The sequence below is a fragment of the Halopelagius fulvigenes genome (assembly GCF_055398025.1).
Map to the genome: position 1 here is coordinate 408405 of NZ_AP043846.1, position 11771 is coordinate 420175.

An 11771-nucleotide genomic window follows, 5' to 3' on the forward strand; every position below is an offset into this window, starting at 1 on the left:
GGTGCGCACGAGGACGTAGGGGGTCGAACCACAAGGGGGTTCCGACTCGACGGTTCCGCCGGGGTTCCGACGGTTCAGACGGTGTACTCCGACTCCTTCAGTTGGACGTACTTCCCATTTCGGTACTTGAACTTCGTCTTCTTGTACGTCGTGACGAGGCGGGCGGCGTTGAATCCCGCGCCGATTTTCGAGGTTTTGAACAGCTCCGGCCCCGACTCCACCTGCAGTTTCTTCGCCGTCGAGAACGCCCAGTCCCAGTCGTCCGGGCCGTAGTCGCGGACGACGTCGGCGAAGGAGACGTTGCGCAGGACTTCCTCGCCGATGGCGTCCTTCCAGCGAGCGTTGTACGGCGTCAGGTCGCCCTCGGCGGCGAGTTCGCCGGCGATAGCGCCCGTCCGGACGGCGACGTGGTCCCCGCCCTCGTGGAACGCCGAGGTTGCGCCCATCGCGCCGCCGACGACGGCGATGCCGACCTTCGCGGGCGAGTCGATGGGTCGCGTCGAGGAGATTGCGTACGTCTCCGTCCCCTTCGTCTTCCCGCGGTCCTCGACGAGGGGGAAGTCCCCCTCTATGTCGTACTCATCGCCGTACTCCTGTTCGAGGAGGCGGCGGATGTACTCTCTCCCCTGCGGGATTCGCTCGTCGTCGTCGCGGAGGAGAGCGTACTTCTCTCTGTCTTCTATCTCGTCGATGTCTAAGCCGATGGGCATCGTCAGGCCGATCCGGGCGACGGTGCCGTCGTTCGGGAAGATCCACGGGTAGGCGGTGTGACCGGGCATGTACCCCCACCAGAACTTGATGGCGCTCGACACCTCGTCGTACACCTCCTCGGGGAGGCGTCTGTGCTCCTGGTAGGCGATGTGGTTGACCTTCGTCGTCGCCAGTCGGTCCGTGATGTCGAACGGGACGAACCGGTCGAGAACCTTGTTCGTCACCGTCCGTTGGGGGCCGTCCGCGAGGACGACGAAGTCGGCGGCGATATCCTCGCCCGAGGCGAGGCGGACGACGTGGCGCGGGCCGTCGCCGTCGGGGTCGGTCTCCACGTCGCGGACGGACGCCTTCACGCGGTACGTCGCGCCCGCCTCCTCGGCCCTGTCGCGCATCCAGTCGTCGAATCTCGCGCGGTGGAAACAGTAGCCGAACTCGTCGTACGACGACTCGATGCCCGTCTTCCGCAGGACGATGGACTCGGTGGGGCCGACGAACTCCGCGCGGTCGAGATGGCTGAGGAGTACGTCGTCGGGCATCTCGTCGGGGTGGATGCCCATGATGTCCACCCAGTAGTCGAGGATTCCCGCCGCGTCCGTCGAGTCGGGGCCGAGTCGGTCGGGCCGGTCGGCCCGGGGAACCCCCTTCTCCAGCACCACCGCCGACGCGCCCCTCGACGCCGCGGCGTGCGCGGCGGACGACCCTGCGGGCCCACCGCCGACGATGGCTACGTCGAATCGCTCCATACCGCGTACCGAACCCTGCGGCGATAATAAACCCCCTGAACTGGCACGCGTACTGACCGGTTCGCCCCGGCGACGGGCCGGCGGTCGGCGCGTTCGACGAGGGGTCGGTCCGACGGGCGGTCGGTCCGACGGGCGGTCGGTTCGGCGAGGGGTGAGTTCGAGAGGCGGCGGACGCCGTTCGCTCGGGGTGAACATTTACCACCCCTCCCGGAGCGTATCCTACCCGATGAGCGACGCCGACATCGTCGTCTTACGGCAGAAGATTCACGGACTGTCCGCCGAGGGGTACGCCGAGGAACTCCGCGCGCGACTCCCCGAGAAGAACGTCGTCCTCGCGCGCACCCCCGCCGAGGAGCGCGAACTCCTGCGCGAGACGCCGGTGGCGACGGGACTCTCCCTCGACGAGGACGCCCTCGCGGCGGCGGAGAACCTGCGCATGTTCGCGTGCGTCTACGCCGGGACGGGCCACCTCCCGACGGACGTCCTTGAAGAACGCGGCGTCGCGGTCACCAACGCCTCCGGCGTCCACGGCCCCAACATCGGAGAACACGTCGTCGGGGCCATCCTCTCGTTCACGCGCCGGTTCCACGTCGCGTGGCGGCAACAGCAACGACGCCAGTGGCGGTCGTTCCAGACCCGCGAGTTGCAGGGTTCGACGGTGACCGTCGTCGGACTCGGCGCACTCGGGCGGGCCACCGTGGAGCGACTCGGCTCCTTCGGCGTTGAGACCATCGGCGTGCGCTACTCGCCGGAGAAGGGCGGCCCGACGGACGAGGTGGTCGGCCTCGAAGACGAACGGGGGTTCCACGACGCCCTCGCCCGAAGCGACTACCTCGTCGTCGCCTGCCCCCTGACGGAGACGACGCGCGGACTCGTGGACGCCGACGCCCTCCGGTCGATGCCGCCGGACGCCGTCCTCGTCAACGTCGGGCGCGGGCCCGTCGTGGACACCGACGCCCTCTTGGACGCACTCCGGTCGAACGCCATCCGCGGCGCGGCACTCGACGTGACCGACCCCGAACCCCTGCCGGAGGACCACGAACTGTGGAACTTCGAGAACGTCCTCATCACGCCCCACAACGCGGGCCACACGCCGAAGTACTGGGAGCGTTTGGCCGGCATCGTCGCGCGCAACGTCGAACGCGCCGACGAGACGGGGGAGTTCGAAGAGTTGGAGAATCAGGTGATATAGCGTCGAACGCCCGCTATCGGTCGTCCGTGCGGCCGACACCGGGACGGAGTCGTCCGAGGTTACCGTTCGTCGGGCGGAAGTTCCACGTGTTCGAACCAGAATCTCTCGACAGCTTCCGCGAGTGTGACGAACTCGTCGGGGTCCGTGGGTTTGGTGAGGTACGCGTTAGCGCTGGCGTCGTAGCACCGTCCGACGTCCTCGCCGTCCCCCGACCCCGTGAGCATGATCACCGGAAGCAGTCGGAGTCGAGGGTCGCCCCTGATGGATTCGACGACCGCACAGCCGTCTGTTCTCGGCAGATTCAGGTCCACGAGGGCGATGTCCGGAAGCGTACGGGATTCGTCGGTGACCCGCTTCCGCAACCGGTCGATAGCGTCGTCCCCGTTGGTGACGGGCCGCAACGTCGTCTCGCTCCCCGCGGCTTTGAACGCCTCCCGTATGAGGCGGACGTCGCCGGGGTTGTCTTCGACGAGGAGAATTTCGACCCGGTCGTCGGGACTGCGCTGGTGGGCGTTGGACATGGTGTGGGTGCGGCGAGTGCGAATCCTGTGAATGCGCCCGTGACCGGTACGCGACCGTTCCGCCGTCAGATTTCCCGTCCGCCGAGGGAGGCGCACAGTGCGAAGTCTCTCGCTACGGACAGGACGCGCCGAGCGGGGATAAGAGGTCCTTTAACTCGAATCCTAACAGGTCTCGGCGACTGAACGTCGTCCGCCGATTCGCCGGCGACGCCCCGGGCGCGAAGACTGCCCGGAGGCGGCGGGCGCTTAGAGGTAGCCCTCTTCCACGAGGAGTTCACCGTTGAGGACCGAGGCGCCGGCCGCGCCGCGAATCGTGTTGTGCGCGAGGCAGTTGTACTTCAGGCCGCCCGCCGTCGTTTGGATGCCGCCCGCCGAAATCTGCATGCCGTCGCCGCGTTCGCGGTCCATGCGGGGTTGCGGGCGACCGGGGTCCTCGAAGACGTGGATGAGTTGCTCCGGCGAACTGTGGAGGTCCACGCTCGGGTACTCGCGCATCGCCTCGGCGGCCTCCTCGGGCGAGACGTCCTCGGCCGTCTCCGCGAAGACGTTCTCCAAGTGGCCGTCGAGCGTCGGGATGCGGTTACACGAGGCGGCGACGTCCATCTCGTGGAGGTGCAGCTCCGCGCCGTCGAAGTCGCCGAGGAGTTTCCGGGATTCCGTCTCCATCTTGTCCTCCTCGCCGCCGATATGCGGGATGGCGTTGTCGATAATCTCCATCGACGTGACGCCGGAGTAGCCCGCGCCGGAGACGGCCTGCAGCGTCGAGACGTGGACGTTCTCCAGACCGAACCGGTCGAGAGCGGCCAGCGTCGGCACCATCGTGATGGTCGAGCAGTTCGGGTTCTTCACGAGTGCGCCGTCCCACCCGCGTTCGTCGCGTTGCACCTCGATGAGTTCGAGGTGGCCCGGGTTCACCTCGGGGATGGTGAGGGGAACGTCGGGTGCCATCCGGTCGTTCGAGGAGTTCGAGGAGACGACGTACCCCTCCTCTAAGAAGCCCGGTTCGACGTTCGCAGCGACGCCCGACGGGAGCGAGGAGAACAGCAGGTCCACGTCGTCCGGCACCGCCTCCGGCGTCGTCTCCGTGACGGTCATCTCCGCCACGTCATCGGGAATCGGCGTGTTGACGCGCCACTTCGCCGCCTCCCGGTACGTCTTGCCCGCGCTCGATTCGCTCGCGGTCAGGGCCGCGAGTTCGAACGTCGGGTGGTCTTCGAGTAGTTGTATGAATCGCTGTCCGACCGCCCCGGTCGCGCCGAGAATTCCGACTCGTACTGCCATTGGCGTGAGGTTCCGTACCACGGCCATAAGGCCGTTTGGATTCGGGACGTATTTCACGAACGTTCAGAACGGTCGGCGGTCGGCGGCCGAATCAGGACGTTCGTCCACCCGCCCCCGCGCGGAGGTTCGACGAGCGTCGAACCCCGCTACGTGATGAACCGATAGAATGAGGTGCCGCGTTACTGAATACGTCCGTAAATGTTCAGTAAGGTTCTCGTCGCCAACCGAGGGGAGATAGCCGTCCGCGTGATGCGGGCCTGTGAGGAGTTGGGCATCCGGACCGTCGCCATCTACAGCGACGCCGACAAGCACAGCGGACACGTCCGGTACGCCGACGAGGCCTACAACGTCGGCCCCGCCCGCGCGGCGGACTCCTACCTCGACCACGAGGCGGTCATCGACGCCGCGCGGAAGGCCGGCGCGGACGCCATCCACCCGGGGTACGGCTTCCTCGCGGAGAACGCCGAGTTCGCCCGCAAGGTCGAGGAGACGGACATCAAGTGGGTCGGCCCCTCCGCGGACGCAATGGAACGACTGGGGGAGAAGACGAAGGCGCGCGCCCTGATGCAGGAGGCGGACGTGCCCGTCGTCCCCGGAACCACCGAACCCGTCGAGTCCGTCGAGGAGGTAAAGGAGATCGCCGAGGAGTTCGGCTACCCCGTCGCCATCAAGGCGGAGGGCGGCGGCGGCGGCCGCGGCCTGAAGGTCGTCCGAAGCGAGGCGGAGGCCGAAGAGCAGTTGGAGACGGCCAAGCGCGAGGGCGAGGCGTACTTCGACAACGCCTCCGTCTACGTCGAGAAGTACCTCGAATCGCCGCGGCACATCGAGGTGCAGATTCTCGCGGACGAACACGGCAACGTCCGCCACCTCGGCGAACGCGACTGCTCGCTTCAGCGTCGCCACCAGAAGGTCGTCGAGGAGGCCCCCTCGCCCGCCTTGGACGAGGACCTCCGGGAGCGAATCGGCGAGGCGGCGCGCCGCGGCGTCCGCGAGGCCGAGTACTACAACGCCGGGACGGTGGAGTTCCTCGTCGAGGACGGCGAGTTCTACTTCATGGAGGTCAACACCCGCATCCAGGTCGAACACACCGTCACCGAACAGGTGACGGGCATCGACGTGGTGAAGTGGCAACTGCGCGTCGCTGCCGGCGAGGAACTCGACTTCGAACAGGACGACGTGGAGATAGAGGGCCACTCCATCGAGTTCCGCATCAACGCCGAGAAGGCGGACAAGGACTTCGCGCCCGCGACCGGTGGCACCCTCGACACGTACGACCCGCCGGGCGGCATCGGCGTCCGCATCGACGACGCCCTGCGGCAGGGCGACGAACTCGTCACGGACTACGACTCGATGATAGCCAAACTCATCGTCACCGCCTCGGACCGCGAGGAGTGCCTCGCGCGGTCCGAACGCGCCCTCGCGGAGTACGACATCGAGGGCATCGAGACCATCATCCCGTTCCACCGCCTCATGCTCACCGACGAGGCGTTCCGCGCGGGCGAGCACACGACGAAGTACCTCGACGAGGAGTTGGACAAAGAGCGAATCGCGCAGGCCGTCGAGAAGTGGGGCCCCGAGGAGAGGGGCGGCGACGACGAAGACGAGGAGGTGACCGAACGCGAGTTCACCGTCGAGGTCAACGGCAAGCGCTTCGAGGTGAGCCTCGAAGAACGCGGCGCGCCCGCCATCCCGACGCCGGACGTGAGCGCCGCGAACGGCGGGTCGGCCACCCGTTCGCGCCCCGACGAGGCGACGAGCGACGACGACGAGGAGGTCGCGATCGAGGGCGACGGCGAGCAGATCGCCGCCGAGATGCAGGGCACCATCCTCTCGGTTGACGTCGCGGAGGGCGACGACGTCGCCGCGGGCGACGTCGTCTGCGTCCTGGAGGCGATGAAGATGGAGAACGACGTGGTCGCCGAACGCGGCGGCACCGTCTCGCAGGTCCTCGTGAGCGAAGGCGAGAGCGTCGACATGGGCGACCCCCTCGTCGTCCTCGAATAGGCGGTCGGGCCTCGATTTCAGTCTAGTTCTTTCACCACTTTCGCCGGGTTCCCCCGCACGACGACGCTCTCGGGCACGTCCTCGGCGACCACCGCGCCGGAGGCCACCACCGCGTCGTCGCCTATCGTCACGCCGGGATTGACCACCGCGCGCCCGCCGAACCACACCCTGTCGCCGACGGTGACGGGCTTGCCGTACTCCCGGCCCGATGTGCGCCGTTCCGCGTCCAACGGGTGCGTGGCGGCGTAGACGTGGACGCCCGGGCCGAGCATGCAGTCGTCGCCGAACTCGATTTCGCGGACGTCCAAGAACACGCAGTCGAAGTTCGCGTAGAAGTCGTCGCCGACGGAGACGTTGTACCCGTAGTCGCACTTCAGCGTCGGTTCGACAGTGGGGTTCTCGCCGACGGACCCGAACAGCTCTCGGAGCAGTCGCTCGCGTTCCTCGTCGTCGTCCGCGCCCGTCGCGTTGTAGCGGTCGGTGAGTCGGCGGGCCTCGCGCCGTTCGGCGGCGAGCGTCTCGTCCGCGGGGTCGTACATCTCGCCCGCGAGCATCTTCTCCTTCTCGGAGGGCATCGTACCCTCCACCCACGGCGGACGCGGAGATAGGTCTGGCGGAGCGGCGACCCTCCCCCGCCGGGCGGCCGACCCGAACCCCCGATATTCATTCCGTTGTGCCCGCATCCCCGCGTATGAACGAGACGCGACGCGCCCTCCTCGACGCCCTCTCGGACGGACCGGTCGCCGGGCCGGAACTCGCGGACCGACTCGGCGTCTCCCGCGCGGCGGTGTGGAAACAGGTCGAAGCCCTCCGAGAAGACGGATTCGGCGTCGAGAGCGGCGACGACGGCTACCGCGTGACCGACGTGCCCGAGTACGGAGAGTCTGCCATCGCGTTCGGTCTGGACGCCCCCTTCGAGGTGGAGTACCACGACTCGCTGGACAGCTCGAACGACCGAGGCCGGGAACTCGCCGTCGAAGGGGCGTCGGACGTCGTCGTCGTCGCCGACGAACAGACCGGCAGCCGGGGCCGCCTCAAACGCGAGTGGACCGCGCCCTCGGGCGGCGTCTGGATGAGCCTCGTCCTCCGGCCGGACCGACCGCCCGCGCACGTCCCGGCGTTCACGCTGGCGGCAGCGGTGGCGACGACGCGGGCGGCCCGCGAGGCGGGCGTGGACGCCCACATCAAGTGGCCGAACGACGTTCTCGTCGGGGCGGGAGACGACCCAGACGACGACGCGGAGGCAGCGCGCCGCGGCGGTCGGAAACTCGCGGGCATCCTCACGGAGATGGAGGGGGAGGCCGACCGCGTCTCGTGGTTGGTCGTCGGCATCGGCGTGAACGCGAACGTCGATGCGGCCGACCTCCCGCCGGGCGCGACGAGCATCCGCGAGGAGGCGGGCGACGTGGACCGCCGCGCGTTCGTCCAGCGCCTCCTAGAGGAGTTCCATTCGCTTCGAGAGGACACGGAGGCCGTCCTCCCGGCGTGGCGCGAGTACGCTTCGACGCTCGGGCGTCGAGTGCGCGTCGAGACGCCCGGCGGGACGGTGGAAGGGGAGGCCGTGGACGTGCGGTTCCCGGGCGCGTTGGTCGTCCGAACCGACGACGGCGAGGAAGTCGTCCACGCGGGCGACTGCGAGCACCTCCGCTCGGCGTGACTCGAACTCCGACTCGGACCGCCCTCCGGCGCGGGGTCAGTCGGCTTCGGCGCCCGGTCCGGACTCGGATTCGCGTTCGCCGTCGGCCCCGACGGGTTCCTCCTCGGTCGTCCGGGTCCGACTCGGAGTCGCCGCTTTCTCGTCGTCCTCGCCCGCGTCGGGGCCGACTCTGACGGTGAGGACGGGGACGTTCGAGGCGCGGATGACCTTCTCGGCGACGCTTCCGAGGAGGAGTCTGTCGAGTCCGCCGCGCCCGTGGGTGCCCATCACGACGAGGTCACACCCCTCGCGTTCGGCGTACTCGACTATCTCTCGGCTCGGAGACCCTTCGATGACGCTCGTCTCGACGGGGACGCCGGCGTCCGTCGCGACGCGTTTCACCTCGCTCACCGCCTCCTCGGCGTCCGCGCGGAGCATCTCGTCTAACCCCTCCCACGACGACTCCATCGGAAGCCCGGCGAAACTTCCGCTGTTGACGACGTAGAGTGCGTGGACGGCGGCCCCGTGGACGTCCGCGAGACGGACGGCGTGTTCGACCACTCGGTCCGACCCCTCCGAACCGTCCGTCGGGACGAGTATCCGCTCGTACATCACCATTGTTAACTCGCATCACAGTCGGTCGTTCACGGTCTTAACTGTTCGCGTTGACGGGTTTCGAAACGAAGGAGACGGGAGGGCGTCGGTTAGAGAACCACGTCTTTCACGTCGTCGGTACCGGCGCGTCGGACGACGGCGCGGACGACGTCCTGCGCGCCGGCGAGGTTGTCAGAGTCGCCGTCCAAGACGAGGAGTTTCGCCTCCCGGCCGGGTTCGATGCGCCCGTAGTCGAGTCCGGCGATCTCCGCGCCGTTGACCGTCGCCATCTGCAGTACCTCTCGCGCGGACACGTCGCCCAACTTCGCGGCGAACTCCATCTCGCGGAACATCGACGGCGAGTTCAGCATCACGTTGTCCGTCCCGAGGGCGACGGTGGTTCGGTCCACGAGTTCGCGCATCGGCGGGACGCCCACGTCGGTCACGAGGTTCGACCGCGGACAGACGACGACGGGGATTTCGCTGTCCTCGATGCGTTCCAGGTGGAGAGGGTCGGGGTGGACCACGTGGACGAGGAAGTCGGGGTCCAAATCGAGTGCGGGGTCGACGTCGTGAGAGTCGCGTTCGCCCGCGTGGATGCCGAACAGTTTGCCCGCCTCGCGCGTCGCGTTCCGGTGGCGTTCGAAGTCGCCGTCCCGCGCGCCCGACGCGCCGAATCCGTCGGCCTCCCGCATCGCGTCGACCGTTTCCCGCCCCAACACCACGGGATCGACGTCGAGTCCGGCCGTCGCCTCCCGGATGAGTTCGACGCCCTCGACGCCGCCCTCGCGGAACTCGACGCACGTCGCCGTCCCCGAGGACTCCATGAAGCGAAGCGACCGGCGCATCGCTTCTCTCTTCTCCTCGCGACTCGCCTGCCGCAGGAGGCGGTGCTTCAGGCCGTCCGGCGGCGCGACGAGTTCGTCCAGGGAGAGTCCCGCGCCAGCCTCCTTGGCTATCGAGTCGCCGATGTGCGTGTGCGCGTTGACGAAGGCGGGCAGGACGATGTCGTCGGAGTCGACGTCCGCCTCCTCGACGGCGGTGATTCGGCCGTCCTCGACGACGACCCGGCCCTGCACCGGTTCGAGCGTTCGCCCGCGTAAGAGTGTCCCCTCTACGATCATGCCCGAATCTCCCGCGGGGAGACGCTTGAAACTCCCGAATCGAGGACCCTCCCGTCGCCTCTGAGAGGGCGTCTCCCCCCGGGACGCCCCCGACGCGGCGGCCGGTGACGACTGCGGTCCCGAGTTCGAGGACGTTACTCCGCGAACTCGTCCAACGTCGCGTGGACGCCGTGGCGGACGTCGGAGACGAGAGCGCCGTCGATGTCGAGGCCCAACACGTCCGCCGCCGCGCGCCCGACGGCGTCCGTCTCGTCGCTGGGGGCGTACACGCCGAGTCGCCACTGCTGTCGTTGGGCGGTCCGCAACGCGGAGACGAGGGGGGACTGCTTGCCGAGTTGCCGCATCTCGCCGCCGACCATCACCCGCGTCGTCGATTCGGTCATCGACGGGCGGCCGGGCACGTCCGCGATGACCGACCCCCACTCGACGCCCGCGCGGTCCGCGATTCGGCGTTCGAGCGCTTCTATCTCCTCGTAGTCCGCGTCGATGACTCGGTCGGGAACGTCGGCCATCTCGGCCCACACCGCGCGCTTGAACAGGTCGCGGCAGTCGAGTCGGCGGGCGAACGCTTCCGTCTCGGGCGTCGTCCGAAGGGCCGTTATCAGGTCGGGGTCGTCCATCCGGCGGAGTTGCTCGGCCGTCAGGTCCGGTTGTTCGAGCAGTCGTTCCGACGCGCGGCGCAGCATCGCCTTCGAGATGCGGGCGACGTGGTGCTGGTAGACGGTCGGGTTCATCAGCGCGCGCGCCAGAAGCAGGCTCTCGGCCGTCTGGACGTTCCCCTCGTCTAAGACGAGTTCGCCGTCCACGAACGTCAGTTCCCGGACGAGTCGTTCGGTGTCGATCGTGCCGTAGGGGACGCCCGTGTGGTGGGCGTCGCGGACGAGGTAGTCCATCCGGTCCACGTCGAGTTCGCCGGAGACGAGTTGGCCGTACTGGCCGTCGCCCGCGACGAGTTCCGCAACCCGCGCGGGGTCGAGACCCTCCGCTCTGAGCACGTCGCCGACTTCGCCCGTCGCGAGGAGTTCGCCCACGTCGTCGTGGTACTTGCCGGTGTGGCGGTGCGTGACCGACTCGATGTTGTGGCTGTAGGGGCCGTGGCCGACGTCGTGGAGGAGGGCCGCCGCGCGGACGCGTTCGCCCAAGATGCCGTCGATGCCGAGGTGGTCGAGGGCGCGGGAGGCGAGGTGGTAGACGCCCAAGGAGTGCTCGAAGCGCGTGTGGTTCGCCGACGGGTACACCAACTGCACTGTCCCCAACTGCTTGATGCGGCGGAGTCGTTGCACCTCCTCGGTGTCCAAAAGCGCCTCCGCGACGCCCTCGACCTCGATGTGGTCGTGGACGCTGTCTTTGATGGTCGTCATACCGGAGATTCGACCGCCATCTGATAAAAGGCTCAGGGCGAGAGTGTCGAGTTCGAAAAAAGGCGTTCGGTCGAAGGCAGACGTCTTACGCCGTGGTCCGGGTCGCGTCGTCCCTGCGGCCGCCGTGGAGGTAGCCGCCGATCGCGCCGCCGATCGCGCCGGGGATGGCCGCGATGGCGACGGCGACGAGGAGGGCGATACCCGCGCCCAGACCGAAGACGCCGGCGCCCAACGTGCCGATGAAGGTCAGGATGACTGCGACGACGAGAGCGCCGATGACGGTGGCGACGCCGCCGTGGAGGGCGTCGCTCCCGAGCGTCCAGTTGTTGACGTACCCGGCGACTGCGCCGGCGATGAGGCCGGTGACGCCCGCGCCGATGGCGGGGAGAGTCGCGTCTGTGAAGGGGAGGCCGAGTCCGCTGACGAGGCCGATGATAATGCTGGCGAGGAATCCGTAGAGTACTGCTTTCCAGTTCATGTAACTTATAAAGGCGTCTCAGGGGATAACCTCTCTGTGCCTACCCCCGGAACGTCAGGGATAACGGTCCGTTTCGCCGGACGGTGACCATCGGCGGCGGAGGCGTCGGACGGACCGCCGGACGAA

11 protein-coding genes are annotated in these 11771 nt (G+C 68.1%); 3 read left to right on the top strand and 8 right to left on the bottom strand.

Translation table 11 applies throughout. The annotated features are described in order from the left end of the window. Positions 1–74: 74 nt before the first annotated feature. Positions 75–1454, bottom strand: a complete 1380-nt coding sequence (locus ACZ522_RS06470) for an NAD(P)/FAD-dependent oxidoreductase (RefSeq protein WP_379693792.1) — start codon at positions 1452–1454, stop codon at positions 75–77. A 226-nt stretch (positions 1455–1680) separates the two neighbouring features. Between ACZ522_RS06470 and ACZ522_RS06475 the strand changes: the two genes are divergently transcribed. Beyond that, positions 1681–2646: a D-2-hydroxyacid dehydrogenase gene (locus ACZ522_RS06475; protein WP_379693790.1), complete on the top strand. Its 966-nt coding sequence runs from the start codon at positions 1681–1683 to the stop codon at positions 2644–2646. Between the two features lie 59 nt (positions 2647–2705). Here the strand turns inward: ACZ522_RS06475 and ACZ522_RS06480 are convergent, their stop codons facing one another. After that, positions 2706–3167, bottom strand: coding sequence for a response regulator (locus ACZ522_RS06480; protein ID WP_379693788.1), 462 nt, complete (start codon positions 3165–3167; stop codon positions 2706–2708). Between the two features lie 246 nt (positions 3168–3413). Further along, entirely contained in the window at positions 3414–4448 is a 1035-nt protein-coding gene (gene asd, locus ACZ522_RS06485; protein WP_379693786.1) for an aspartate-semialdehyde dehydrogenase, read from the bottom strand. A gap of 198 nt (positions 4449–4646) precedes the next feature. On the opposite strand from asd, the gene pccA reads away from it, so the two are divergent. After that, on the top strand, positions 4647–6452 hold the full coding sequence (pccA, locus tag ACZ522_RS06490) for a propionyl-CoA carboxylase biotin carboxylase/biotin-carboxyl carrier subunit (RefSeq protein ID WP_379693784.1): 1806 nt from the start codon (positions 4647–4649) through the stop codon (positions 6450–6452). Between the two features lie 17 nt (positions 6453–6469). Here pccA and ACZ522_RS06495 read toward each other — a convergent pair whose 3' ends face one another. Next, positions 6470–7027, bottom strand: a complete 558-nt coding sequence (locus tag ACZ522_RS06495; protein WP_379693781.1) for a maltose acetyltransferase domain-containing protein — start codon at positions 7025–7027, stop codon at positions 6470–6472. A 116-nt stretch (positions 7028–7143) separates the two neighbouring features. Between ACZ522_RS06495 and ACZ522_RS06500 the strand changes: the two genes are divergently transcribed. Then, complete coding sequence (locus ACZ522_RS06500; RefSeq protein ID WP_379693779.1) at positions 7144–8109, top strand: biotin--[acetyl-CoA-carboxylase] ligase; 966 nt, start codon at positions 7144–7146, stop codon at positions 8107–8109. Positions 8110–8145: 36 nt separating this feature from the next. On the opposite strand, the gene ACZ522_RS06505 is transcribed toward ACZ522_RS06500, so the two are convergent. From ACZ522_RS06505 to ACZ522_RS06520, 4 genes are all read right to left on the bottom strand, one after another. After that, on the bottom strand, positions 8146–8706 hold the full coding sequence (locus ACZ522_RS06505) for a universal stress protein (protein ID WP_379693777.1): 561 nt from the start codon (positions 8704–8706) through the stop codon (positions 8146–8148). 86 nt (positions 8707–8792) lie between these two features. Then, positions 8793–9806 (bottom strand): amidohydrolase family protein, encoded by a 1014-nt coding sequence (locus ACZ522_RS06510; protein ID WP_379693775.1) that lies wholly within the window; start codon positions 9804–9806, stop codon positions 8793–8795. 134 nt (positions 9807–9940) lie between these two features. Further along, positions 9941–11167 (bottom strand): HD domain-containing protein, encoded by a 1227-nt coding sequence (locus tag ACZ522_RS06515; protein WP_379693773.1) that lies wholly within the window; start codon positions 11165–11167, stop codon positions 9941–9943. A gap of 85 nt (positions 11168–11252) precedes the next feature. After that, positions 11253–11645: a DUF5518 domain-containing protein gene (locus ACZ522_RS06520; RefSeq protein WP_379693771.1), complete on the bottom strand. Its 393-nt coding sequence runs from the start codon at positions 11643–11645 to the stop codon at positions 11253–11255. Positions 11646–11771 lie beyond the last annotated feature (126 nt).

Excerpts from the sequence above, each read along its gene's own strand:
- ACZ522_RS06470 (WP_379693792.1), bottom strand. The coding sequence starts at position 1,454 with ATGGAGCGATTCGACGTAGCCATCGTCGGCGGTGGGCCCGCAGGGTCG.
- ACZ522_RS06475 (WP_379693790.1), top strand. The coding sequence starts at position 1,681 with ATGAGCGACGCCGACATCGTCGTCTTACGGCAGAAGATTCACGGACTG.
- ACZ522_RS06480 (WP_379693788.1), bottom strand. The coding sequence starts at position 3,167 with ATGTCCAACGCCCACCAGCGCAGTCCCGACGACCGGGTCGAAATTCTC.
- asd (WP_379693786.1), bottom strand. The coding sequence starts at position 4,448 with ATGGCAGTACGAGTCGGAATTCTCGGCGCGACCGGGGCGGTCGGACAG.
- pccA (WP_379693784.1), top strand. The coding sequence starts at position 4,647 with ATGTTCAGTAAGGTTCTCGTCGCCAACCGAGGGGAGATAGCCGTCCGC.
- ACZ522_RS06495 (WP_379693781.1), bottom strand. The coding sequence starts at position 7,027 with ATGCCCTCCGAGAAGGAGAAGATGCTCGCGGGCGAGATGTACGACCCC.
- ACZ522_RS06500 (WP_379693779.1), top strand. The coding sequence starts at position 7,144 with ATGAACGAGACGCGACGCGCCCTCCTCGACGCCCTCTCGGACGGACCG.
- ACZ522_RS06505 (WP_379693777.1), bottom strand. The coding sequence starts at position 8,706 with ATGGTGATGTACGAGCGGATACTCGTCCCGACGGACGGTTCGGAGGGG.
- ACZ522_RS06510 (WP_379693775.1), bottom strand. The coding sequence starts at position 9,806 with ATGATCGTAGAGGGGACACTCTTACGCGGGCGAACGCTCGAACCGGTG.
- ACZ522_RS06515 (WP_379693773.1), bottom strand. The coding sequence starts at position 11,167 with ATGACGACCATCAAAGACAGCGTCCACGACCACATCGAGGTCGAGGGC.
- ACZ522_RS06520 (WP_379693771.1), bottom strand. The coding sequence starts at position 11,645 with ATGAACTGGAAAGCAGTACTCTACGGATTCCTCGCCAGCATTATCATC.